The organism is Oxalobacter paeniformigenes (genome assembly GCF_027158465.1).
GTDB lineage: Bacteria > Pseudomonadota > Gammaproteobacteria > Burkholderiales > Burkholderiaceae_D > Oxalobacter > Oxalobacter paeniformigenes.
On record NZ_JAMKYL010000004.1, the window covers coordinates 150,307 to 176,122 of the forward strand.

Genomic DNA, 25,816 nt, shown 5'->3' on the forward strand with positions numbered 1-25,816 from the left:
CTCCGTTTCGGCTCGGGTCGCCTGCCAGTCCGGTAAGGCCTGCCGGCAGGCAACGTGTTCACATTCAGGCGTTTATGACGCCGATCCCGTCTTGTATGATTTCAGCGCACGCCATCCGATATCATGCCTGTATTGTACGCCTTCGAAATAAATGGACTCAACTGTATCATATGCTGTTTTCTGGGCCATACGCATGGTATCTGCCAGACCGACGACACACAAAACCCGTCCGCCCGAGGTCAGCAACCGGCCTTCGTTGTCCAGCCGTGTCCCCGCATGGAACACGATACAGTTTTCGGATTCGTCCGGGATACCGGAAATGACAGAACCCTTGCGAGGGTTTTCCGGGTATCCTGCAGCCGCCATGACGACACCGAGTGCGACACGCCGGTCCCATTCCAGCTCGATGGAATCAAGCGTACCGTTGACGGCATGTTCCAGCACGAGGGCCAGATCGCTTTTGAGACGTGACATGATCGGTTGCGTTTCAGGATCACCCATGCGGCAGTTGAATTCCAGCGTTTTGGGATTGCCATTCTTGTCGATCATCAAACCGGCATACAGAAACCCCGAATAGGGGATACCGTCCTTGCGCATGCCGTTTACGGTCGGAATGATGATTTCGCGGAGAATGCGTGCATGCAATGCCGGTGTGACGACAGGTGCGGGGGAAAAGGCGCCCATACCGCCTGTATTGGGTCCTTCGTCATGATCTTTTAGCCGCTTGTGATCCTGACTGGTCGCCAGCGGCAACACGTTTTTGCCGTCCACCAGTACGATGAAACTGGCTTCCTCACCTTCCAGAAATTCCTCGATGACGACCCGAGCACCGGCATTACCGAAACGGTTGTCGGAGAGCATCATGTTGACGGCTTCGTGGGCCTGTTGCAGCGTAGTGGCGACGATCACGCCCTTGCCTGCGGCCAGACCGTCTGCCTTGATGACGATAGGCGCACCCTGTTCATCGATGTAGCGGTGCGCTTCTGACGGATCGGTAAAGGTCCGGTAACGTGCAGTCGGAATGCCATGGCGAGCCATGAAGGATTTCGCGAAGTCCTTGGAACTTTCCAGTTGCGCGGCTTCGCGTGTCGGGCCGAAAATTTTCAGTCCGCGTTCGCGGAACAGATTGACGATACCGGCCGCCAGCGGCGCTTCCGGACCGACTACAGTCAGTGCGATGCGGTTGGCTGTTGCGAAATCAGCCAGTTCGGCGGGATCGGTAATGGCAATGTTTTCGAGCCGCGAATCCAACGCGGTTCCGCCGTTTCCGGGGGCGACATATACCTTTCCTACCCTGACGGATTGTGCCAGTTTCCATGCGAGTGCATGTTCACGACCACCCGAACCGATAACAAGAATGTTCATCAAATCGAAAGCCTTCAAAAATTGGTCTGACATTGTTGGGACGGCATCGCGGCCGTCTTATTCTTCTTCGATGACAGCGTTCGTATAGACTTCCTGCACATCGTCGAGATTTTCCAGCGCATCCAGAAGTTTCTGCATTTTTTCAGCTTCGGCGCCGGTAAATTCGGTTTCGGAATTCGGACGCATGACGATTTCCGCCATTTCCGGTTTGAAACCCGCTTTTTCAAGAGCTTCCTTGACCTGCGCGAAATCAGCTGGAGCGCAAATGACTTCGAAACCGCCTTCCTCATCGCTGATGACGTCTTCCGCACCTGCTTCCAGCGCAGCTTCCATCAGTGCATCTTCATCCGTTCCGGGGGCGAAAAACAGCTGGCCACAGTGTTTGAACTGGAAGGAAACGGAACCTTCCGTTCCCATGTTGCCGCCGAATTTCGAGAAGGCGTGGCGGACTTCCGATACGGTTCTGACGCGGTTGTCGGTCAGACAGTCCACGATGATGGCTGCGCCGTTGATACCGTAGCCTTCATAACGGACTTCTTCATAATTGACGCCGTCAAGCGTTCCGGTGCCGCGTGCGATGGCACGCTGGACGTTTTCTTTCGGCATGTTGGCTGCTGCAGCCTTGTCGACTGCCAGGCGCAGACGCGGATTGCTGTTGACGTCGCCGCCGCCCATACGTGCGGCAACCGTGATTTCCTTGATCAGTCGCGTCCAAATTTTTCCGCGTTTGGCGTCAGTGGCTGCTTTTTTGTGTTTGATATTGGCCCATTTACTATGTCCGGACATGGTGTTCTTTCCATCAAAGGTTATCTGAATCAATACGGGATTTTACCATACTGGATGAAGCTGAAAAAATCTCGTTTCCCGCCATTTGCCCGAAATTCGCTTTCGCGGATGGCGACTTGCCAGGTTCCTGTGTATTTTTCCGCTTGCCGTGAATCGGATGCGGCAGCCATAATGGGAAAGGGAAACATTTCAAGGCAGGAAGATGCAGACAGAACGACCGGATATGAAATACCGCTTCCCGTGCCTGATCGGCGATGTGGGTGGAACCAATGCGCGTTTTGCCATCGAAACCAAAGCAGGGCGTTTCGAAGCGGCGGCAGTGTTGTCCAATCGTGATTTTCCGGATTTCGAAAGTGCCTTGCATCATTATTTGCAGCGTTCCGGATCACTGGCGGCAGGTTCTCGTTCGGTTCGAAGTGCGGCGATCGCCATTGCCAATCCGCTTGATGGCGACAGAGTGAAAATGACCAATTCAGGCTGGGCTTTCTCGATCGAAGCTGTCAGACAGACTTTCGGTTTCACGATATTGCGTTTTTTCAACGACTTCACGGCGCTTGCCATGGCCATTCCGTATTTGCCGCCACAGGCGTTGATACAGTGCGGTGGCAATGTACCACGCAAGGACAAGGCAGTCGGCCTGATCGGCCCCGGAACAGGGTTGGGCGTATCGGGACTTGTGCCTTGCGGACGGTATTTTTTCCCGCTGGAAACCGAAGGCGGGCATGTTTCGTTTTCTCCGTTCAGTGAACTGGAAATGGAGATTTTGGCGCTGGCGAAAAAACACTATGGCCATGTGTCGGCCGAGCGGCTGATTTCCGGTCCCGGTCTGGAGTGGCTGTACAGGCTTCTGGCCGAAATAGGTGGTGAAACGCCGGAGTCGCTGAGGGCATGTGAAATCACGGAAAAAGCACAGAAACAGCCCGGTTCGCTGTGCGACCGGACTGTCGAGGTATTTTGCCGGATGCTGGGAACTGTAGCGGGCAATCTGGCGCTGACACTGGGCGCGCAAGGTGGCATCTATATCGGGGGCGGTATTGTGCCGCGTATCGTGAAGCGTTTTGAAGCGTCCGGTTTCAGGGAACGTTTCGAGGCGAAGGGACGTTTTTCGGAATATGTCTCCCGGATTCCGGTTTTTGTGCTGATGGATACCTTCGCAGCATTCAAGGGGGTTTCTGCGATGATGGAACGATATTTTCAGGGAGAACCGTTTATTTGAGTCCCTTGGGGAGGGGAAAAACCAGTGTTTCTTCCATGCCTTGCATTTCGGTGACGGATTCGGCGCCTTCCTGCACAAGTCTGGCGATGACTTCCCGAACCAGAATTTCCGGCGCGGATGCGCCGGCGGTGATGCCAATGGTTTCATGTCCTTTCAGCCAGCCGGAATCGATTTGCGAGGCATTGTCCACCATATAGGCGACTGCGCCGTTTTTTTCTGCCATTTCGCGCAGACGGTTTGAATTGGAGCTGTTTTGGCTGCCGACGACGATGATCAGGCTCGTTTTTTCAGCCAGTTCGCGAACAGCCGTCTGGCGGTTGGTCGTCGCATAACAGATATCCGCTTTTTTGGGTTCGGCAATGTCTGGAAAACGTTTCTTCAACTCCGAAATGATGGTTGCCGTATCGTCGACGGACAGGGTGGTCTGCGAGACATAGGCCAGTTTTTCAGGCTGTGTAATTTTGAGTTTGTCGATATCTTCCAGATCGCTTATCAGATGCATGCCGGTATCCGATTGTCCGAGCGTGCCTTCCACTTCCGGATGTCCCTTGTGTCCGATCACGATGATTTCACGGTGGTCTTGCCGTTGTTTGGCGACTTCGACATGCACCTTGGTAACCAGAGGACAGGTGGCATCGAACAATCTGAAACCCCGTTTTTCGGCTTCTTCACGGATGGCGCGTGATACGCCATGTGCCGAAAAAACCAGAATGCTTCCCTTGGGGACTTCATCAAGTTCCTCGACGAAAACTGCGCCTTTTTCCCGAAGCCTGTTAACGACATAAGTGTTATGGACGATCTCGTGGCGGACATAAACCGGTTTTCCAAAGCGGGCCAGTGCGCGTTCCACGGTTTCGATAGCGCGTTTGACGCCCGCACAAAAGCCACGTGGCTGGGCCAGAATGATTTTCATGAGTCAACAATAGGCAAACAGAAATGGCAGATATGCCGTTTTTGTACGGCGGGATAATTTGAACTAGAATTTTCAGGCCGGATGGTGTGAACCGGCGGCTGCTTTTTTATATTATCAGATAGACCGGGAGAATTCAGACCATGGCGATCACAGACTGGCCTGCGCATGAAAGGCCGCGCGAACGTTTGATAAAGGGTGGTCCGGCACAGCTTTCCGATGCGGAATTGCTGGCCATTTTCCTGAGAACGGGTGTCAACGGCAAAAGCGCTGTGGATCTCGGGCGGGAAATCATGATGCATTTCGGTTCACTCTCAGGATTGTTTGCCGCACGACTTGAGGATTTCTCGGCATTAAGCGGTATAGGTCCCGCGAAATATGCACAGCTTCAGGCCATTATGGAGCTGGCCAGACGCCTGTTGGCTGAAGATATGCAAAAAGGAGTTGCACTGACAGCATCCGACAAGGTGAAGGATTATCTCAGGCTGTATTTCAGTCGCCAGTCACATGAATCGTTTGTCGTCCTGTTTCTGGATGTCGGCAACAAACTGATTGCCTGTACGGAAATGTTTCGCGGGACGCTCTCGCATACCAGTGTGTATCCACGGGAAGTGGTCAAGGCTGCCCTGGCATGCAATGCCGCCAGTGTCATTTTTGCACACAATCATCCGTCCGGAACCGTCAAGCCGAGCCAGGCTGACAAAACATTGACCCATTTGCTCAGACAGGCGCTTGGTCTGGTCGATATCCGGGTGCTGGATCATGTCATTGTCGCCGGCAATGAAACGTTTTCCTTTGCGGAACATGGCCTGATGTAACGAGGTTCGATTTTTTCTGAACGGGACATTATGTGTCCGTTTCAGAAGTATCAAAGATGATGTATCGCACAGCATGTCGCCACATATGTATCGTGCGGTGGTCATGCAGTATTCAAAGGGCGGTCTGTACGCCATATTCGCCTGAAATGGTGCGGGCGGGGCTATCATCTTGCGCAAATTATGTCAGAATTCGGAATCGGTATTTTTGTGCTTCTTTCAATCAGGTGTGAATCGGCTATGGCAATAGGACTTATTATTATCGGTGATGAAATCATGTCGGGAAAAAGAAGCGACCAGCATTTTCCGAATGTCGTCCAGATTCTGAAAGAACGCGGCCTGTCGCTGGACTGGGCTCGCTATCTCGGAGATGAACCGGAGCGCATCATCGCTGTTTTGCGGGAAACGCTGGCCAGTTCCGATATCGTTTTCTGTTGTGGAGGAATCGGCTCCACGCCGGATGATCATACGCGGCAATGCGCCTCCATCGCGCTGGGAAAACCGCTGGAATTGCATCCCGAAGCGAAAGTGAAAATTTACGAGCGTATTGCCGAAACAGCAAAAGATCCGAATCATATCGATTACAATTCGCCGGACAATCTCAGACGTCTGAAAATGGGCGAATATCCGTCCGGTTCTCGCATCATTCCCAATCCGGTCAACCGGATTCCGGGTTTTTCCTATGGAACCCACTATTTTGTACCGGGTTTTCCCCAGATGGCCAAGGCCATGATTGCCTGGGCGCTCGATACCTATCACAGTGCCTTGTTCCATCAGGTCGAGTACGGTGAACGCTCTGTCGTGGTCTATGGCGCAGTCGAGGCGAAAATGACGCCATTGATGGAAAGTATCGAAATGAGTTTTCCGTCTATCAAGGTTTTCAGTCTCCCGCATATGGGTAATACCCGGTTGAGCAATTATGTGGAAATGGGGGTCAAGGGACATCCGGGCGATCTGGAAGAAGCTTTCAGAATGCTGATAGATGGACTCGACGATATCGGGGCGCAATATCAGCTGAATGAACCGGTATAGTGCGATCAGGCGGAATGTACCGTTATGGTGCATGAACACACGGTATAATGCACCGGATCGGTGCATTTCCTTTCATGGCGATAGGCGAAGCGGCATATTGATCCAGCAAGTGGCGAAGGCAAAACTGGCACGGAAAATGCTTTTTTGCAGACGGGTATATACAGCGCCAATATCAAGGAATGGGCCAAACGGAACAAGCTAACAAAGGAGAATGGTATGTCTAGGACAGCGGAAGATGTCTTGAAAATGATCAGCGAAAACGAGGCCAAGTTTATTGACCTTCGTTTTACCGATACCCGTGGCAAGGAAATGCATGTCAGCGTTCCTGCATCGGGGTTCGATATCGACAAATTTGAAGAGGGCCATGCATTCGACGGTTCTTCCGTTGCGGGATGGAAGGGTATCGAGGCATCGGACATGTTGTTGTTTCCTGATCCGTCGACGGCCAATATTGACCCGTTTATGGAAGACACGACCATTTTCATGCAGTGCGATGTCGTGGAACCTTCCGACGGCAAGGGATATGACCGCGATCCGCGTTCTATCGCCAAACGTGCCGAAGCGCACCTGAAGTCGTCAGGCATTGGTGATGTTGCCTATTTCGGACCGGAACCGGAATTTTTCATTTTCGACAGCGTTCGCTGGGATCACGGCATGTCGGGCTGTTTTTTCAAGATCGATTCCGAAGAAGGTTCCTGGTCGAGGGGACTCAAGATGGAAGGCGGCAACAGCGGACACCGTCCTGCTGTCAAGGGCGGTTATTTTCCGGTACCTCCAGTCGACAGTTTTCAGGACATGCGTTCGGAAATGTGCCTGCTGATGGAGCAGATGGGTATTCCTGTCGAAGTCCATCACCATGAAGTCGCCGGTGCGGGCCAGAACGAAATCGGTACCCGTTTCTCGACGCTGGTCGAACGTGCCGACTGGACGCAGAACATGAAGTACATCATCTGGAATGTTGCGCATACCTATGGCAAGACGGCTACCTTCATGCCCAAGCCGATTGAAGGCGACAACGGTTCCGGCATGCATGTTCACCAGTCGATCTGGAAAGACGGCAAGAACCTGTTTGCCGGTGATGGTTATGCCGGTTTGTCGGAATTCGCCCTGTATTACATCGGCGGTATCATCAAACATGCACGAGCACTGAATGCCATTACCAATCCAGGTACCAACTCTTACAAACGCCTCGTTCCAGGATTCGAAGCGCCGGTCAAACTGGCATATTCGGCTCGCAACCGTTCGGCATCCATCCGTATTCCGCATGTTTCGAACCCGAAAGCACGTCGCGTCGAAACGCGCTTCCCGGATCCGCTGGCCAATCCGTATCTGTGTTTCGCCGCCTTGCTGATGGCGGGTCTGGATGGCATCCAGAACCGGATCCATCCGGGCGAACCGGCTTCGAAGGATCTGTACCATCTGCCACCGGAAGAAGATGCCATGATCCCGACGGTTTGTTCCTCGCTGGAACAGGCGCTGGAAGCGCTGGACAAGGATCGTGAGTTCCTGACTCGCGGCGGTGTGTTCAGCAACGTCATGATCGATGCCTATATCGAATTGAAGATGCAGGAAGTCCAGCGTTTCCGCATGGCACCGCATCCGGTTGAATTCGATATGTATTATTCGCTGTAAATATCCGGAAGGTTCAGGAAAAAGGCGAAAATGGCGACGTTTTCGCCTTTTTTGTCGGGTCATGCCGGGAAAGGGCAAGCATCATGGAAACACTGTGCGGACTGGATTTGCTGGCTTCGGCTGTCATGATACTCGATCGAGACAGGCGGATCATGTATGTCAATCCGGCAGCCGAGGATTTGCTGGAATATTCGTCCAAGGTTTTGTTGTATCAGCGACCTGAACAAATATTTCTGAATGGCGATGTGTTTGACGATATATGCCGCCAGGTGATAGCGCATGATCCTGCCGAAAAAAGGCAGGAACTGGTACTTGACCGGCTCGGCAGGTCTGCGCTTCATGTCTATTGCATCGTCAAGGCGATTGATTTCCCGGATGCTTCCGTACTCGTCGAGTTGCGTGAAAATGTCCAGCAGCTCAGACAGGATCGCGAGAAACGGTTGATGGACCAGAATCAGGCGAATCTGGAACTGGTGCGCAATCTGGCGCATGAGATCAAGAATCCGCTGGGTGGTATCAAGGGGGCGGCACAATTGCTGGAAATGGAATTGCCCGACAGGAACATGAAGGACTTGCGTGAGTATACGCAAGTCATCATCCGTGAATCGGAGCGGCTCCAGAAACTGGTGGACAGAATGCTGGTACCCGGGAAGCGTCCTCATATCGTCAATGATCTCAATATTCATGAAGTATGCGAACGGGTCCGCAGTATCGTGCTGGCGGAATATCCGCACGGACTGACGATCCGGCGTGATTACGATCTTTCGTTGCCTGAAATAGCAGGGGACAAGGAACAGCTGATACAGGCGGTATTGAATATCGCGCAAAATGCCGTTCATGCGCTTGCGGACAAAATCCGTGAGGGCAATGCGGAGCTGGTGTTCAAGACGCGTGTTTCCAGACAGGTCACACTGGCGAAAGTGCGATATCGTCTGGCATTGAACTTGCATATCATCGATAACGGGCCCGGTATCGCACCGGATATGATCGAAAAGATTTTTTTTCCACTGGTCTCGGGGACCGAAGGCGGGAGCGGTCTGGGACTGACATTGTCGCAAACGATCGTGCGACAGCATGGCGGCCTGATCGAATGTGAAAGCCGTCCGGGACATACGGAGTTTCTGATCAGGTTGCCGATTGCCAGAGCCTGATACGCTTATCGAATGGACATAATGGGGTTGAATATGAAACCGGTCTGGATAGTGGATGATGATGAGTCGATCCGTTGGGTGCTTGAAAAGGCACTTGCACGGGAAAACATTCCGCTGAAAAGTTTTTCGTCGGCAGATGAAGTGCTTGAGGCCATGGAACGGGAAACGCCGCAGGTGCTCGTCTCCGACATACGCATGCCAGGCAAGTCGGGTCTGCATTTGCTGGAAGAAACCAAAAAACGTTTTCCGCATTTGCCGATCATCATCATGACGGCTTATTCCGATCTGGATTCGGCTGTTTCCGCATTTCAGGGGGGCGCGTTCGAGTATTTGTCCAAACCGTTCGATCTGGGACGTGCCGTTGATCTGATCAAGCGTGCGATGAAAGAGAGCGAAGCGAAAGCGGTCATGGAAAAAAGTCTTGACCACGTGCCTGAAATCATCGGGCAGGCACCGGCCATGCAGGAAGTTTTCAGGGCGATCGGCCGTCTGTCGCATTCCAATGCCACCGTGCTGGTTACCGGCGAGTCTGGAACCGGCAAGGAACTGGTCGCCAGAGCCTTGCATCGCCACAGCCCGCGTGCATCGCAGCCGTTCATCGCGCTCAATATGGCGGCCATTCCGAAAGACTTGATGGAATCCGAATTGTTCGGTCATGAAAAAGGTGCGTTTACCGGCGCGCAAGTCATGCGTCGCGGGCGTTTCGAGCAGGCAGAAGGCGGTACGCTGTTTCTTGATGAAATCGGGGATATGCCACTTGACATGCAGACCCGGTTGCTTCGGGTACTCTCTGACGGACATTTTTATCGTGTCGGAGGCAACCAGTCGGTGAAGGCCAACGTTCGTGTGATTGCCGCAACGCACCAGAATCTGGAAAGACTGGTGAAAGAAGGCGCATTCCGTGAAGATCTGTTTCACCGTCTCAATGTCATCCGTTTGCGCTTGCCGAGCCTGCGTGAACGGGCCGAAGACATTCCCGTACTGGCTCGCCATTTTCTGAAGCAGAGTGCTGCGCAACTCGGCGTGGAACCAAAAATACTTTCCGAAGAAGCGGCGGCGTTTCTGTCGCGATGCAAGCTCACAGGCAATGTCAGACAGCTGGAAAATATCTGCTACTGGTTTACGGTCATGGTGGCAGGGCAGGTTATCGACGTCAAGGATATGCCGGCAGAGTTGCTTGAAGAAAACGGGCAGCCTGAAAGAACGGTACCTGTCGTGATGGCGGCAGACGAAACATCTGCGGTGACGGTACCATATTCCGATACCATGCAGGTTCAGACACCTTCATGGGAAATTTCCCTTGAAAAAACCGTTGGCGCATTGCTTGAAAAAGGTGAAAGCGATCTGATGGACAAACTGGGAAAACAGTTCGAGAAAATCCTGATCAGAACCGCGCTGAATCGCACGAAAGGACGCAAAAACGAGGCAGCGATACTTCTGGGTATGGGCAGAAACACGATCGCACGGAAAATACAGGAACTGGGACTGGAGAATGAATCGGCAAACGGCTGATACCGAAGCGTGAATTTGTAACAAAATTCCCGGAACTGACAAGAATTGGCTGAAAAAACAGTCAATTCACGTCATCTTGGGGGAATATGCTTTGACAATAATGTCATATTCGCTTAAAGTTTTGGCTGGTCAGTCAGCAACGGGTTTTGAACAATGTCGCCAGAAAGGTACACGTTTTTCCGGAGGTTCTGTGCTTGTGCCGCGATGGCGGGGTGCCTGTTCGGAATGACTGATCAAGCCATGGCGCAAAAGGCGGGAAATCGTGCCGATGATACATCGGCGCCGGCCATGACGCAGATTCACAATTTCACGCATCGTGCTACCGAACTGGCCATGACGGCCATGACCCTCATCGGGGTACATTACAAGTATGGTGGCAATTCGCCGGAAACCGGTATCGATTGCAGTGGTCTGGTCCGATATGTTTTCAAGGAAGCATGGGGGACGACACTGCCTCGCACCTCACTTGAACTGAGCCGAGTCGGTGAGGAAGTCGAACGTGACGAACTCCAGCCAGGCGATCTTGTGTTTTACAATACGCGCCGTCGCAATTATTCGCATGTCGGTATTTATCTGGGGGACAACAAGTTCATCCATGCACCGTCGTCTGGAAAGACCGTCCGGATCGACAACATGGAACAGGGTTACTGGAAAAACCGGTTCAATGGTGCAAGACGTATTTCCGATCCCGGAACACAACGGCAATTCGCCTCCGAAAAGGAAAGAATCCTTCAGGCTTTCCGCGATGACGTCGATGAATGAGACCGGTCAGGACGGTTGACTGGTTTTTTTCACGATATCCTGTGCAATCGCTTCGGCGACCATGATGCCATCCACTGCGGACGACAGAATGCCGCCTGCATAACCGGCACCTTCTCCGGCCGGATACAATCCCCTGACATTGACGCTCTGGAAATCGTCACGGTTACGTGTGATGCGCACCGGAGATGAAGTGCGTGTCTCGGTACCTGTCAGCACAGCATCTTCCAGCGCGAATCCGGGGATCGATCGTTCGAAGGCGGGAATGGCCTCACGCAAGGCGTCGATGGCGTAACCCGGCAATGCCTGCGACAGGTCGCAGGGTGTGACGCCGGGTTGGTAAGATGGAATGACGGAGCCCAGCCGTGTGGACGGTTTTCCCTTGAGAAAATCGCCGACGAGCTGGCAGGGTGCGTTGTAGTTGGAGCCGCCCAGCTCGAATGCTTTTTGTTCCAGTTGCCGCTGAAAGGCTACACCCGCCAACGGATGTCCCGGATAGTCCTCAGGCGTGATATCCACGACGATGGCGGCGTTGGCGTTGCGTTCATTACGGGAATACTGGCTCATACCATTCGTGACCAGCCGGCCGGGTTCGGATGCAGCCGCGACGACTGTTCCGCCCGGACACATGCAGAAACTGTAAACGGAACGACCGTTTTTGCAGTGGTGAACCAGTTTGTAGTCGGCAGCGCCGAGCAGCGGATTGCCTGCGTTCGGACCGAGACGGCAGCGGTCGATCAGCGATTGGGGATGTTCGATACGGAAACCGATGGAAAAAGGTTTCGCCTCGATTTGTATGCCGCGCCGGTAGAGCATATCGAAAGTGTCGCGCGCACTGTGTCCGGGTGCCAGCACGATATGGTCGGAAAAAATCGTTTCGCCGTTCGACAGGACGACGCCTTTTGTTTGCCCGTTTTCGATGAGCAGGTCATCGACACGGCTCATGAAACGGAATTCGCCGCCCAGCGCGATGATGTCTTTGCGCATTTGTTCGATGATACGAACCAGACGGAACGTTCCGATGTGCGGTTTGCCGATATAAAGAATTTCCTCGGGAGCGCCCGCCTTGACGAATTCCGAGAGTACCTTGCGGCCATAATGTTTCGGGTCGCGTATCTGGGTGTGGAGCTTGCCGTCCGAAAAGGTGCCTGCACCGCCTTCGCCGAACTGGACGTTGGATTCCGGATCAAGGCGACGTTCACGCCAGAATCCGAAAGTGTCCTGCGTTCTCTCGCGGACATTTTTGCCTCTTTCCAGTACGATGGGTTTGAAACCGCTTTGCGCCAGAATCAGGGCGGCGAACAGACCGCAGGGACCGCATCCGATGATGAGCGGGCGCATGAACGGCACGTCGGGCGCACGGGTGACGAACCGGTAAGTCATGTCCGGCGCGAGCCGGATATGGGGATGATTCGGAAAACGTGCCAGAACGGCCTGTTCGTCGGCGACACTGACATCAAGCGTATAGGAAAACATGATGGCCGTTTTCTTGCGGGCGTCGTAATTGCGGCGATATACGGTAAATCCCGATATCGCATCGCCGGATAAATTCAGTCGGTCGCAAATGGCTTGTTTCAGGTCATCCGGATGATGGTCAAGCGGCAATCGGATATCGGTCAGTCGAAGCATAACGGTCAGGAGGCAGATAAAATCATGCCGTTTTTGCAGGCATGGCATAAGCTGATGTTTCAGGGCGTTATTTTACTCTGCCATGCAATCTGCATCTATCTTTGTATGATGTTGTTTGCGGGATAATGGCAATGCTACGGAGACAGGTTCCGTTTTCCGGAGGTGACAGCCTGATGTTTTCGTTTTTTTTGCATGCAATCAGAATGATGCTGCGGGACTGGCGCGCAGGTGAATGGCGTTTTTTGCTGGTAGCGATGAGTGTCGCGGTAGCGGCATTGTCGTCTGTCAGCTTTTTCGTCGACAGGATGCATGCAAGTCTTCGCGGCGAAGCAGCCGTTTTTTTGGGTGCGGATATGCAGATCATATCTGACAGAGCGTTCGATCAGATATGGTATGACGAAGCGGAAAGGCAGGGGCTGTCATCGGCACAAACGCGCCAGTTTCCCACGATGGCGTTGCCGAAAGGAAATGGCAAGACAGTACCGCGACTGGTGTCGTTGAAGGCGGTATCCGAAGGATATCCGTTGCGTGGTGCATTGCAGCTTGCCGGAGAAGCAAACGGCAAGGTCTTGGAAGCCGAGGGCATTCCGGAGGTAGGAACGGTCTGGGTAGACCAGGCATTACTGGCAGAACCGGGCACCGGAATCGGCGACAACATTCAACTGGGCAATGGCAGGTATCGTGTGTCGCACGTTATCGTTTCAGAACCCGACAGGGGAATATCATGGGTCAATCTGGCACCTCGCGTCATGATGTCCTTGCAGGATCTTGAAAAGACCGGTCTGGTACAACCGGCTTCACGTGTATCGTTCAGACTGTTGCTCTCGGGAGCGCCCGATGGAATCGAACGGTTCAGACAATGGGCTGAAGAACGGATCGTTACGGACAACCTGCGTGGTATGCGAATCGAGACGGTGGAAAACAACCGTCCGGAAATGAAAACCACATTGAACCGGGCACGTCAGTTTCTGGCATTGATCGGTCTCTTGTCTGCCGTGCTGGCGGCAATAGCCATTGCCATGGGAACGCGCCGTTTCGTGAAGCGGCACATGGATACATGTGCCATATTGCGCTGTTTGGGGATGAAGGCAAAACAGATCGTGCTGGTTTATCTGACCGGTTTTATAGTGATCGGGCTGTTGGGGTGTTTCATCGGTCTGGCGGCAGGCTATGGTGGACATTTCGCGCTGATCGCTATTTTGCGGACGGTTTTGCCACAACAGATGGCATCTGCAAGCTGGATGACGATGGCGAAATGTCTGCTTATCGGGATGTCGTTGTTGTTGGGATTTGCATTGCCGCCGATTTGCAGTTTGCAACGGGTACCTGTCATCCGCGTTATCCACCGTGATGTCGGCAGTGCTGAAATATCGGGGGGGTGGGCATATGTTCCGGGCGTGGCTGTTTTTTTCGGCCTGTTGTGCTGGCTGACAGGTGAGTGGTGGATGGGATTGTGGATGCTGTGCGGATTTTTGGCAATCGCTGCCGTGATCGCCTTCTTGGGGTGGTGTGCTATCAGGGCGCTTGTTTTCGCAAGAATCCATATGCAACAGGGCAGTTTGCGTTTTTGCCTGTCGGTACTGGAACGGAAACCGGCGACAACGGTACTTCAGATTGTCGCGTTGTCGGTCGGTCTGATGGCGATGCTGTTGCTCACGGTGGTCAGGAACGATCTGATCGGTGCATGGCAAAAGGCTTTGCCGCCGGATACGCCGAATCATTTTGTGGTCAATATTTTGCCGGATCAGAAAGAGACGGTACGCGACAGACTGGTTCATGCAGGTGTGGCAGCACCGGTTTTGTATCCGATGATTCGTGGCAGGCTCGTATCGGTAAACGGAAAAGCCGTCAGCAGCAGGGATTACGATGACGCACGTGCCAAAAGGCTCGTCGATCGTGAATTCAATCTGTCCTGTATGACGGAATTGCCGCCGCAAAACCGGATTGTCGAAGGCAGCTGGTTCGGGAGCCGTCATGCCGAGGCATCACTGGAAGAAAGACTGGCGAAAACGCTGGGAATCGCAACGGGCGACAGGCTGGTTTTCGATGTGACCGGTATGCCTGTCGAAGTGACGGTTACCAGTTTGCGCAAGCTGGACTGGAGTTCGGCACGTGTCAATTTCTTTGTCATCACGCATCCGGAAGACATGCAGGAGATGCCGGCGACATGGATTACTTCTTTTTATGCCGATGTATCGCAAAAAAACGCCATCGACAAAATGGTGCACGAGTTTCCGAATCTGACGGTCGTCGATATCGGTTACCTTGTCGCGCAGGTCAAATCCATACTGGAACGGGTCACGCTGGCTGTCGAATTCCTGTTTTTGTTTACGCTGACGTCTGGTGTGCTGGTATTGCATGCCGCACTGGTCGGTACGCAGGAAGAACGGATGCATGAAGCCAGCATTTTGCGTACGTTGGGCGCCACACGCAAGGAATTGCGACGCATGCAGCGTATCGAGCTGGTCTTTATCGGTGCCATGAGCGGTTTGCTAGCGGCATCGGGTGCAAGTCTCGCGGGATGGGTGCTGGCGGTGCGTTTTCTTGAATTTGACTGGACGTTCAATCCGCTGGTCTGGGTGTACGGTGTGGCTGGCGGGATTTTTTGTGCCTGTGCAGGCGGATGGTTGGGATTGCGCAAGGTACTGAATACGCTGCCAGTCCAGTCGTTGCGCAGGCTCTCATGAAAAAGCTTTCCCGTAACGGGAAAGCCTTTGGAGAGATATCGTCCGGTTCAATCTGCAGGTGTATCGTCTTTCAGATTCTGGTAGGGTGCGGAATAGGCTTCGGTTTCTTCTTTCGGCGTCACCGCCCAGTCCGGCTTCCGTACGGCGTAGAAAATAAAGGGCGGTGCACCAGTCAATACCAGCCCGGCGACCAGAATGCCGATATATTCCAGTACCGGCATGTTGCTGAACTGGCTGGGAGGAATCAGGCCGAAAACGATCGCCAGAACCGTTGCCGCCAATCCCAGACCGCACCAGAAATGCAGACCTTTCAGAATGAAGCCGCGTTTGACGTCGGGCTGCGTTTTTCTGAGTTTGATGGCGGACATGAACATGAAAATATAGATGATCAGATACATCAAGGCCGCCATGGCAGAAAGCATCCAGAAGGCATCCGAGACATTGTCGATGAACACATAGGCTGTCGAAAGGATTGTGACCAGAATGGCTTGCAAAATCAGGATGTTCTGCTGGACCCCGTTTTTGTTGACCTTTTGCAGGATAGGCGGGAACATGCCGGATTTTCCGACAAACAACAGTCCTTTGGACGGTCCTGCTGTCCAGCCCAGTACGCCGCCCAGCGCACCGATAATCAGCAGAATACCGAGAACGGGAGTGACCCATGCGATGTCAAAAGCATTGAAAAAGGCGGCATAGGCCTGAATGACACCGGCGGTCAGGCTGGTGGAGTCGGCAGGTACGACCAGAGAGATCGACAGTGTCGGTGGAATGAAAATCAGCACGATCATGATGACGGCCAGAAGAATGGCGCGCGGCATTTCACGTTGGGGATTTTTCAGTTCACGCGCATGAATGGCGTTCATTTCGATACCGGCATAAGCCAGAAAGTTGCTGACGATCAGAACCAGTCCCGCAATACTGCCGGTAAAGGCTTTCCAGTAATCCTGATGCAGATGATGTGCGCCTGCCAGGGTTTGTCCGTGTTCACGGAAAACGGAAGGAATCAGTGCGCTCCATGACATGTCAGCGGCAGATGGATTGCCCATGAGCAGCCAGATGATGCCTAAAATAACCAGACAGGCAGCAGGAAGCGCCGTTCCCAGCAGCATGAACCATTTGGTGAATTTCGAGATGGTATCGAAACCACGCATTGCCAGAAGCGTCGAGGCCCAGTAAAAAACGATGATGATGATACAGGTGAAAATCCCGTTGTTTGCCAGATCGGGATTGAACATATAGGCCAGTGTGCTGGCCGCGAATCCGAGTACACTGGGATACCAGACAACGACTTCGATCCACAAAAACCAGATCACGAAAAATCCGAGCCGTTCTCCATAAGCTTGTTTGACCCAGCCGTAAATACCGCCGTTCCAGCCGGTGCCGAGTTCGGAGGCGACCAATGCGACCGGTATGAAAAAAACGACTGCCGGGATCAGAAACAGCATGATCGAACCGAGACCGTAAACGGCCATGGCAGGCAGGGAACGGATGCTGGCCACGGCAGCCACCATCATGAAGGCAATGGTCAACCAGGTGATGTAAGTGCGTTTTTTTGTATTTCGGGTATTTTTATCAGTAGCCATGAAAGCCTCTCTGGTGAAAAGGGGACTTCCCCTTGACGAAAGTCCCGGTTCCCTTTTTTATTTTTTGAACAGATTCCAGCCCAGTATTTCACTGAGGAAGATGCCTGCTTTCTGGCCTCTGACACTATTGCCGTGAACGTCAAGCGGTGGTGCGAAAGCAGCCAGCGCACAGATGCCCGGAACGATAGCCAGAATGCCGCCGCCGACGCCGCTCTTTCCGGGAAGTCCGGCACTGTAGAGCCAGTTTCCCGTGTTTTCGTACATGCCGTTCATCATCATTTCAGCAAGGATCGGCGGAACGTTTTCTTCCTTGATGACCCGTTTCCCGGTAACGGGATGAATGCCGCTGTTTGCCAGTGTTCCGCCCATGATGGCGAGATCGCGGCATGTGATAGCTACCGAACATTGCCGTGTGTAAATGTCGCAGGCGTGATCCGGATCGACTTGCAGGCTGCCACTGCTTTTAAGCAGCCATGAAATACCGCGATTGTGTGCATTGGTGTCGGATTCGGAACGGTAAACCGCATCATTGACCGTCAGTTCACGTCCGGCGAACCGGTTGTATGTTCCGATGATCTTGTTCCATCGCTCTTCAGGAGAAGCAGCCCCGATCAGTCCCACGGTAGCGATAGCGCCGGCATTGTCAAAGGGATTGTAGGGATGTTCATCGTGCAGTTCGAGATCGATGACGGAATTGAACGGTTCACTGGAAGCGTTGCTGCCGATTTTCGATTTGAAAGTCTCTTTGTCCATTTCTTCCAGCACGCAAGCCAGTGTAAATACCTTGGAAATGGATTCCATGGCGAAGTCGTAGCGGGTATCGCCGACTTCCAGTATTTCGCCGTCGGTAAATGCCAGGGCGATACCGAACAGGTTGGAAGGTACCGAAGCCAGATACGGAATGTAGCTGGCGTTCGCGCCTTCGTTCACGGATTGCAATGTCTGGTGTGCCGTTTTCATGGCGTCCAGAACATGTTGTCTTTTCGTTGGGAGTTGTTGGGTACTCATGGATGGATTCCTGTGTATATGATGCATTTTGCTTTGTCTTCGCGCAGGCCGGAGTTACCGGCCTCCGTGATTGCCCATGCGTGCTTCATGACCGACGAATCCATGCGGCTGGTGGGTATGGAAGAAATCGATGGAGCGTTTGAAGTCATCCAGCAGCAGGGTCGCCATGTCGGCGGACAGTCCCTGTCTGACCAGAATACGCTGGACGATGATATGGTCGGCATCGGGTTGCAGGGGATAGGCAGGGACTTGCCAGCCTCTGGTTCTCAGGTGGTCCGCCAGGTCGTAAAGGGTGTAGGGGGTGTCTGCATCCTTGCGGATACGCCAGGTGACCGCCGGAATGCCTTTCTGTTCACGTCCGCTGTGGATCATTTCGAAGGGGCCGAGCTGTTGCAGACCGTCGGCGAGCATTTGTGCCGTGTCGTAACAGGCAGCATGGATACGGCGGTAACCTTCGCGACCGAGCCTGAGCAGGTTGTAATACTGGCAGATGATCTGGCCGGCTGGTCTGGAAAAATTGAGCGCGAAAGTCGGCAGATCGCCACCCAGATAGTTGACATGGAAAATCAGGCCTTCCGGAAGGTCTTTCGTTTCACGCCAGACAACCCAGCCGACACCCAATGGTGCGAGGCCGAATTTGTGGCCGGATGCACTGATGGATTTGACGCGCGGCAGCCGGAAATCCCAGAGAATGTCTTTCGCGCAAAAAGGTGCCAGAAAACCGCCGCTGGCGGCATCGACATGAATGTCGATATCCAGTCCGGTATCTGTCTGCAGTTTGTCGAGCGCGTCGGAGAGTGGCTTGACCGGTTCATACAGTCCTGTAAAGGTCTGGCCGAATGTCGGGACGACGAAGATCGTGTTTTCGTCGATCATCGGGAGCATGTCTTCCGGCGACATGACGTAATGGTTTTCCGACATGGGCATTTCCCGGATTTCGATGTCCCAGTAACGTGCGAATTTCAGCCAGCAGACCTGAACTGGTCCGCATACCATATTGGGTTTGTCGTATGGTTTTCCGGCCGCTTTTCTCTTTTCGCGCCAGCGCCACAATGCCGCCAGACCACCGAGCATGCATGCTTCGCTGGAGCCGACCGTGGATGTGCCGATCGTACCGGTGGCATCCGGAGCGTTCCAGAGGTCGGCCAGCATATGGACACAGTAATTTTCGATCGCTGCCGCCTGCGGGTATTCATCCTTGTCGATCATGTTTTTGTCGATGGACAGATCCATCAGCCGGTGTACTTCATCTTCTTCGAATGTCTGGCAAAAAGTTGCCAGATTCTGGCGTGCATTGCCATCCAGATACAATTCATCGTGTACGACCTGATAGACGGCGCCGGCATTTTGTTCGCTGTCGGGAAAGGTTTTTCTGTTGGCTGGTCGCCCGGTGAACGATGAACCGAAAACCGGATCGTTGCGTGTCATGTCGGTACTCAGATAAGCCATGGTTGCCTCCGTTTTGTCGGGCTGATGACCCGAAAGTGAGAAATATCCCGTTACCTGTCCTTTTCGCACGGTGCAACGCGATTTGTCATGCTGAGTCGGACAGGTATGGTGTTTGACCAAACGGTTCCAATGTACCTGCACGCACAGCAGGGGATTTGAGCTTCATTAAAGGGATTGTGATTTGCGGCGGTCGTTCGGTACGGCCGTCCGTCGTGCAGGCTGGTCGGAAATGGAGCGGGTGAATGCAGACGGCATTCCGTATCGTGCAACGGGTGTGCCATGACAGCCAAGAGAGAGAATGGTTCCGGTGCGTGATGTCGCCGGTTTCCTGTGTTTGTGCAGGCGCAGGGGTATGGACATGAAAAAGGCCGGCGGATGCCGGCCCACATGGCTAGTCCGACGAAAAGGACTCAGTCTTCACGCCGCATGTGCGGGAAGAGAATGACATCGCGGATATTGGGCGAATCGGTCAGCAGCATGACCAGACGGTCGATACCGATACCGCAACCGCCCGCCGGAGGCATGCCGTATTCCAGCGCACGGATATAGTCCGAATCGTAGTACATGGCTTCTTCGTCGCCTGCATCCTTGGCCTCGACCTGTTTCATGAAACGTGCCGACTGGTCTTCGGGATCGTTCAGTTCGGAAAAACCGTTGGCGATTTCACGGCCGACCATGAACAGTTCGAACCGTTCGGTAATGTCGGGACGGGTATCCGATGCACGTGCCAGCGGAGAGACTTCGACAGGGTAGTCAATGATGTAGGTCGGTTCCCACAGTTTGGCTTCGGCCGTTTCCTCGAACATGGCCAGTTGCAAGGCGCCGATACCGGCTGTCGGCAGCAGTTCGACACCGAATTTTTTCAGTTCGGCACGCATGAAGTCCGCGTCGTTGAGCTGTTCGGTCGTATATTGCGGTGCGTATTTTGCGATGGCTTCCAGAATCGTCAGACGATGGAATGGTTTGGAAAAATCCAGTTCCCGTCCCTGATAGGTGATGACCGGTGTGCCATAGGTATCGAGCACTGCCTGACGGATCACGGTTTCGGTGAAGTCCATCAGCCATTTGTAATCGGCATAGGCGGCATAGAATTCCATCATCGTGAATTCGGGATTGTGCCGTGGTGAGACCCCTTCGTTGCGGAAATTGCGGTTCAGTTCGAAGACACGGTCGAACCCGCCGACCAGAAGACGTTTGAGGTAAAGTTCCGGTGCGATACGCATGAACATCTGCATGTCCAGCGCGTTGTGATAGGTGATGAAAGGTTTGGCTGCAGCACCACCCGGGATCGGATGCAGCATCGGTGTTTCCACTTCCATGAAACCATGTTCGCTCATGAAACGGCGAATGGATGCGATGGCTGCGGTTCTGGCCTTGAAAGTGCGGCGGGTTTCATCGTTCATGATCAGATCGACATACCGCTGGCGATATTTGATTTCCTGGTCGGCCAGTCCGTGGAATTTGTCCGGCAGAGGACGGATTGATTTCGTGATCAGGCGCAGCGATGTCACACGAACCGTCAGTTCACCCGTTTTGGTTTTGAAGAGCGTTCCTTCGGCACCCAGAATGTCGCCGATGTCGTAGCGTTTGAAAGCGTCATGCGCTTCCTTGCCGATGGAATCGTTGGAAATGAAAAGCTGGATACGTCCGTCAGCACGCGGACCGGAAGCATCCATCAGGGTGGCGAACGAGGCCTTGCCCATGACGCGTTTGAGCATCATGCGTCCTGCGACGCAAACGTTGACGGCAGCCGGTTCCAGCGTGTCGTTGTTCTGGCTGTCGTATTGCGCATGCAAATCAGCAGCCTTGTGGCGTGGACGAAAATCATTGGGATAGGCGACACCTTCCTGACGCAGGGCGGCCAGTTTGGCACGGCGCTCTGCCATGATGGAATTTTCATCGGCAGCTGTTGCCGGTTCGTTTTTCTTTGTTGGCGAAGTCATGATGCAAGATGGATTCGGAATGGATGAAAATAGTCTGGTAACTTATATGCCCTGCTTGAGCGATTCGGTGATGAAATCGTCGAGATCGCCATCCAGTACGGCCTTGGTGTTACCCGTTTCGTAATTGGTACGCAAGTCCTTGATACGTGAAGAATCAAGGACATAGGAACGAATCTGGTGTCCCCAGCCGACATCGGTCTTGGAATCTTCCAGTTTCTGTTGTTCGGCCATGCGTTTTCGCAGTTCCAGTTCGTACAGACGGGACTTGAGCATTTCCCAGGCGTCGGCACGGTTGCGGTGCTGGCTGCGGTCGTTCTGGCACTGGACGACGATACCTGTCGGCATATGAGTCAGACGGACGGCTGAATCGGTCTTGTTGATGTGCTGGCCACCGGCGCCGGATGCACGGTAGGTATCGACACGGACATCGGCAGGATTGATGTCGATATGGATGGAATCGTCTACTTCCGGATAGACGAACAGACTGCAAAAGGATGTGTGTCGTCCGTTGGCGGAATCGAAAGGCGATTTGCGAACCAGCCGGTGGACACCTGTTTCCGTACGCAGATAACCGTAGGCATAATCGCCTTCGACCTTGATCGTTGCGGTCTTGATACCGGCGACTTCACCGTCGGACTGTTCCAGAATGGTGGTTGAAAAACCCTTGCGTTCGCAATAGCGCAGATACTGACGCATGATCATGGATGCCCAGTCCTGTGCTTCGGTGCCTCCGGCACCTGCCTGAATGTCGATGAAACAGTTGCACGGATCCATCGGATTGGAGAACATGCGTCGGAATTCCAGTTTTTCGATCTGGTCCTGCAGCGCCGTTACATCGGATTCTACGGCCTTGAGGGTGTCGTCATCGTGTTCTTCCTTTGCCATTTCGAAGAGTTCCGCGGCATCGTTCAGCCCGGATTTGATGTGGCGTAACGACAGGACGACGTTTTCAAGCGATTTTTTTTCACGGCCGAGTTCCTGGGCTTTTTTGGGGTCGTTCCAGATGTCCGGATCTTCCAGTTCGGCGTTTACCTGCTCAAGTTTGTCTGACTTGGCAGTGAAGTCAAAGATACCCCCGTAAGGCTGTCTCGCGATCGGTCAGGTCGGCGATACGGTGGGAGATAGAATTGATACGTTCTGCTTCCATGATGGTTTTATGCTTTATGGCGTTGATACAAATATGAAATTATACCCTGAGGGGGCGTGGATGCGTGCCATTTTGATTTTTTCATGTGTCCGAAGGGCATGAATTTGTATCCGATAGGCCATGGATACGTTTTTTCAGGTTTTCATGAAAAGTACCAGTCCCGTCATGATGACGAGGCTGAACAGGATCGATATGGACAGTGTCAGGCTGGAAAGTGCGCCGTCGCTTTGGCAGCGGATGGTATAGATCGGTGCGATGGACGAGACCGGTGCGAAAGCGACGACAGCCAGTACTTGCCGGATTTCCAGCGGAAACGGAAGGAAAAAGTACAGCAGCGCGGAACAGGCTGCACCGAAGAACAGACGCATGCCGATGACGGAGAACATGGTCCGGTATTTGTCGGCACGTGTCCTGAATTCGAACATCATGCCGATGAGCAGCATGGCGACGAACGCATTGGCGTTCGCGACCGGTTCGATGAGCGTCAGGACGGTGTCGGGAACAGGGATGCCGAACAAGACCAGCAACAGCATCAGCATGTAGGTATCGAACGGAACGGATCCGATGAATTTTTTCAGCAAGGTTCCGGCAGTCTGTTTTTCACCGGGATTTGTCTGCAGGAATGTCGAGGTGAAAGCGAAGGAACCGCCGGTGACCATGACGGCATTGCCGATGTCGAAAAGACAGGCGACGATCATGCCGCCCGGGCCGAAGAAATTTTGTATGAATGGCAGGGAAAAGGCACCGATGTTGAAACCGGTGACGTTTATCATGGCAAAAGCGCGTTTTTCCTTGCGTTGTCGCCAGCTTGCCAGATAGACGAGCATCATCGGGATGAAACTGCACAAAAAGCCGAGCAGGACGATGAAAAACAGGGAAGTGTCACGACTGAACTGGCCGAATGCATGAATGACGGTTGCCGGCAAAGTGATATTGAGCAGGACGAATGCCAGCAGCCTCTGGGGTGCAGGATCCCTGAAAAGCAGTTTCTTGAGGATGTATCCTGTCAGGATGATCAGGATGAAGGATAGTGCCTTGAGCAGAACGGTACTCATGAAACGCCTGTCAGAATCCTGATGTGTAAAGAAAATATATCCGGATAAACAAGTGTCCGGTGAACGTGTCTGTTTTCATCATGTCAGATATCCAGTTCGGCTACAACCGGCGTGTGGTCAGATGGCTGTTTCCATGCGCGAGGTGTCTTGTCGATCGTACAGTTTCGGCATCTGGAAGCGAGCGGGCCGGAGAGCAGGATATGATCGATACGCAGGCCGCGATTGCGTACGAAGGCCATTTGCCGGTAGTCCCACCAGCTGAAAGTACGTTCGGGTTGGTCGAAAAGACGGAATGCATCGACGAAGTCCATGTCCAGCAATGCATGGAATGCGGCACGTTCCGGTACGGAGACGAGTATGCCGTCTTTCCATACCTGTGGGTCGTGAACATCCCTGTCGTCGGGGGCGATATTGTAGTCGCCCAGGAGTGCCATGTACGGATGGGAGGTTTTTTCCTGCGACAGCCACTGACGCCATGCCTTCATCCAGTCGAGTTTGTAGCGGTATTTGTCGGAATCGACGGCCTGTCCGTTCGGAATATAGGCGCAGACGATGCGGACATTGTCGCAGGTACCCGTGATGAGGCGTTGCTGCTCATCGGGAAAGAGAGGATTGTTTTTGACGACGTCTGACAATGGTTTACGCGAGAGAATGGCGACACCATTATAGGTTTTCTGTCCCGTGAATGTGGCATGGTAACCGGCGGCTTCTATTTCCATGACCGGAAAACGGTCGTCCGTCAGTTTGGTTTCCTGAAGGCAGAGAATATCGACGGGATTGTCGTGCAGCCACTGGAGAACCTGTGGCAGCCTGACTTTCAGGGAATTGACGTTCCATGTGGCCAGTTTCATGTTCGTGTCTCTCAAACAGGGATATTTGTTACAGCAGGGTGATGACGATAAAGCTCAGGAGGCTGATGAATGCCCATAATATTACGCCGAACAGGATGGAACGGACGCCGACGGTACGGATGATCTTGAGCGAAAGATCGGTTCCGATCAGAAACAGGGTGACGGCAAATCCTTTTTTCGCCAGCCAGAGGATATTGCCCGTGAGGATTTCCGGCATCGGCAAAAACGTGTTGGCGACCATGGCAAGTGCAAAAAAGAGAATGAACCAGGGTTTGTAGATTTTGCCGGATTGGTGTCTGAAGAAAAAGGATGTCACGAGCGCGACGGGAATGATCCACAGCGCGCGTGTGAGCTTGACGGTCGTGGCGATTTTCAGCGCCTCCTCTCCATAAGCAGCACCGGCGCCGACGACGGAAGAAACATCATGAATGGCGATGGCCGCCCAGGTACCAAACTGGCCTTGCGGCATATGGAAGGCGTGTCCCAGTACCGGGAAGATGAACAGGGCGATGGCATTGAGAATGAATACCGTACCGATCGAGACCGAGATTTCGGTTTCCTTTGCCTTGACAATCGGTGCGACGGCGGCAATCGCGCTGCCGCCGCAGATCGCGGTTCCGGCGGAAATCAGGTAGGCGATGGTTTTTTCGAGCTTGAACAGCTTGCCCAGTACGATGCCTAAAAGCAGGACACCGAAAACGGAAACGATAGTGAAAAGAATGCCTTCCTTTCCTGCTTTCAGCGCTTCGAAAAGGTTCATGCCGAATCCCAGTCCGACGACTGATATTTGCAACAGATACCGGGATGTTTTCTTGCTGAGGTCAGGGTAGGGATTTCGAAACAGGATGGCGAAAGCCAGTCCCATAAACAATGCTGCGGGAATGGAGACGTAAGGTGTCAGACAGAGCAGCAAAAGGATGAAAAACGCCAGTTTCTGAAGACGTGGCAAAGACTGGCTGGCTGTGGATTCATTCATGATGGAAATGCGGTGGTTGTATCTTGTCCAAGATGCTTGCGCAGTACAGCGGCGGGCATGACGATGGTTTTGCGCAAGTTGCCATTATCGGAAAATTCTGTCCTGGCATTTTGCACCGGCATTATATACAGCATTTTTTTGTGTGTCGTACAAGTAGCCGGATGTGCAGACGTGTTACGGTATTGTTTTATGTCCTGTGCGTGAGTATGAAGAAATCCGTTGACGGGGAAGCGGGTATTTCCCCGGAATGGGGGTATATCCGGCCGATGGCGTTGCCGTTTCAGCAATGGATTGATGCAGCATATCGTGT

The 25,816-nt window shown here is 53.2% G+C and carries 20 protein-coding genes; 8 read left to right on the forward strand and 12 right to left on the reverse strand.

Features of this window, described 5'->3' with window-relative positions; genetic code table 11:
* Positions 1 to 72: 72 nt before the first annotated feature.
* Together purD and NAI64_RS06585 are read right to left on the reverse strand one after the other, a co-directional pair.
* Positions 73 to 1,365 carry a phosphoribosylamine--glycine ligase gene (gene purD, locus NAI64_RS06580; protein WP_269298952.1) on the reverse strand — a complete coding sequence of 431 codons (1,293 nt, stop codon included), beginning with the start codon at positions 1,363 to 1,365 and terminating at the stop codon, positions 73 to 75.
* A 57-nt stretch (positions 1,366 to 1,422) separates the two neighbouring features.
* Positions 1,423 to 2,151, reverse strand: coding sequence for a YebC/PmpR family DNA-binding transcriptional regulator (locus NAI64_RS06585; RefSeq protein ID WP_269298954.1), 729 nt, complete (start codon positions 2,149 to 2,151; stop codon positions 1,423 to 1,425).
* Positions 2,152 to 2,353: 202 nt separating this feature from the next.
* Here NAI64_RS06585 and NAI64_RS06590 point away from each other — a divergent pair, with 202 nt between their 5' ends.
* Positions 2,354 to 3,367 (forward strand): glucokinase, encoded by a 1,014-nt coding sequence (locus NAI64_RS06590; protein ID WP_269298956.1) that lies wholly within the window; start codon positions 2,354 to 2,356, stop codon positions 3,365 to 3,367.
* Here the strand turns inward: NAI64_RS06590 and ispH are convergent.
* Positions 3,360 to 4,280, reverse strand: a complete 921-nt coding sequence (gene ispH / locus NAI64_RS06595) for a 4-hydroxy-3-methylbut-2-enyl diphosphate reductase (RefSeq protein WP_269298958.1) — start codon at positions 4,278 to 4,280, stop codon at positions 3,360 to 3,362. The two genes, NAI64_RS06590 and ispH, sit on opposite strands and share 8 nt — an antisense overlap.
* Before the next feature lie 140 nt (positions 4,281 to 4,420).
* Here ispH and radC point away from each other — a divergent pair, with 140 nt between their 5' ends.
* From radC to NAI64_RS06625, 6 genes are all read left to right on the forward strand, one after another.
* A complete protein-coding gene (radC, locus tag NAI64_RS06600) occupies positions 4,421 to 5,095 on the forward strand; it encodes a RadC family protein (RefSeq protein WP_269298960.1) in 675 nt (224 codons plus the stop codon).
* Positions 5,096 to 5,332: 237 nt separating this feature from the next.
* Entirely contained in the window at positions 5,333 to 6,124 is a 792-nt protein-coding gene (locus NAI64_RS06605; protein WP_269298962.1) for a competence/damage-inducible protein A, read from the forward strand.
* Positions 6,125 to 6,340: 216 nt separating this feature from the next.
* The gene (gene glnA / locus NAI64_RS06610; RefSeq protein WP_269298963.1) at positions 6,341 to 7,756 is read left to right on the forward strand and encodes a type I glutamate--ammonia ligase; all 1,416 of its coding nucleotides are present in this window, start codon (positions 6,341 to 6,343) and stop codon (positions 7,754 to 7,756) included.
* A gap of 83 nt (positions 7,757 to 7,839) precedes the next feature.
* On the forward strand, positions 7,840 to 8,907 hold the full coding sequence (glnL, locus tag NAI64_RS06615; protein WP_269298965.1) for a nitrogen regulation protein NR(II): 1,068 nt from the start codon (positions 7,840 to 7,842) through the stop codon (positions 8,905 to 8,907).
* Positions 8,908 to 8,940: 33 nt separating this feature from the next.
* Positions 8,941 to 10,419 carry a nitrogen regulation protein NR(I) gene (gene ntrC / locus NAI64_RS06620; protein WP_269298992.1) on the forward strand — a complete coding sequence of 493 codons (1,479 nt, stop codon included), beginning with the start codon at positions 8,941 to 8,943 and terminating at the stop codon, positions 10,417 to 10,419.
* 225 nt (positions 10,420 to 10,644) lie between these two features.
* Complete coding sequence (locus tag NAI64_RS06625; protein ID WP_269298967.1) at positions 10,645 to 11,181, forward strand: C40 family peptidase; 537 nt, start codon at positions 10,645 to 10,647, stop codon at positions 11,179 to 11,181.
* A gap of 6 nt (positions 11,182 to 11,187) precedes the next feature.
* Here NAI64_RS06625 and NAI64_RS06630 read toward each other — a convergent pair whose 3' ends face one another.
* Complete coding sequence (locus NAI64_RS06630) at positions 11,188 to 12,807, reverse strand: NAD(P)/FAD-dependent oxidoreductase (protein WP_269298969.1); 1,620 nt, start codon at positions 12,805 to 12,807, stop codon at positions 11,188 to 11,190.
* Positions 12,808 to 12,980: 173 nt separating this feature from the next.
* Between NAI64_RS06630 and NAI64_RS06635 the strand changes: the two genes are divergently transcribed.
* Positions 12,981 to 15,494, forward strand: coding sequence for an ABC transporter permease (locus NAI64_RS06635; RefSeq protein ID WP_269298970.1), 2,514 nt, complete (start codon positions 12,981 to 12,983; stop codon positions 15,492 to 15,494).
* Positions 15,495 to 15,541: 47 nt separating this feature from the next.
* Here NAI64_RS06635 and NAI64_RS06640 read toward each other — a convergent pair whose 3' ends face one another.
* From NAI64_RS06640 to NAI64_RS06675, 8 genes are all read right to left on the reverse strand, one after another.
* Positions 15,542 to 17,077, reverse strand: coding sequence for an amino acid permease (locus NAI64_RS06640; protein WP_269298971.1), 1,536 nt, complete (start codon positions 17,075 to 17,077; stop codon positions 15,542 to 15,544).
* Between the two features lie 57 nt (positions 17,078 to 17,134).
* Positions 17,135 to 18,085 carry a glutaminase A gene (gene glsA / locus NAI64_RS06645; RefSeq protein ID WP_269298973.1) on the reverse strand — a complete coding sequence of 317 codons (951 nt, stop codon included), beginning with the start codon at positions 18,083 to 18,085 and terminating at the stop codon, positions 17,135 to 17,137.
* Between the two features lie 54 nt (positions 18,086 to 18,139).
* Complete coding sequence (locus NAI64_RS06650) at positions 18,140 to 19,534, reverse strand: glutamate decarboxylase (RefSeq protein ID WP_269298974.1); 1,395 nt, start codon at positions 19,532 to 19,534, stop codon at positions 18,140 to 18,142.
* 410 nt (positions 19,535 to 19,944) lie between these two features.
* The gene (gene lysS / locus NAI64_RS06655; RefSeq protein WP_269298975.1) at positions 19,945 to 21,477 is read right to left on the reverse strand and encodes a lysine--tRNA ligase; all 1,533 of its coding nucleotides are present in this window, start codon (positions 21,475 to 21,477) and stop codon (positions 19,945 to 19,947) included.
* A 42-nt stretch (positions 21,478 to 21,519) separates the two neighbouring features.
* A protein-coding gene (gene prfB, locus NAI64_RS06660) for a peptide chain release factor 2 (RefSeq protein WP_269298976.1) occupies positions 21,520 to 22,624 on the reverse strand; the annotation gives its coding sequence in 2 pieces (ribosomal slippage) (positions 21,520 to 22,542 and positions 22,544 to 22,624; 1,104 coding nt in all).
* 134 nt (positions 22,625 to 22,758) lie between these two features.
* Positions 22,759 to 23,679: an AEC family transporter gene (locus tag NAI64_RS06665; RefSeq protein ID WP_269298978.1), complete on the reverse strand. Its 921-nt coding sequence runs from the start codon at positions 23,677 to 23,679 to the stop codon at positions 22,759 to 22,761.
* 83 nt (positions 23,680 to 23,762) lie between these two features.
* Positions 23,763 to 24,530 carry an exodeoxyribonuclease III gene (xth, locus tag NAI64_RS06670; protein WP_269298980.1) on the reverse strand — a complete coding sequence of 256 codons (768 nt, stop codon included), beginning with the start codon at positions 24,528 to 24,530 and terminating at the stop codon, positions 23,763 to 23,765.
* Positions 24,531 to 24,558: 28 nt separating this feature from the next.
* Positions 24,559 to 25,506: a YeiH family protein gene (locus NAI64_RS06675; RefSeq protein ID WP_269298982.1), complete on the reverse strand. Its 948-nt coding sequence runs from the start codon at positions 25,504 to 25,506 to the stop codon at positions 24,559 to 24,561.
* Between the last annotated feature and the right edge of the window lie 310 nt (positions 25,507 to 25,816).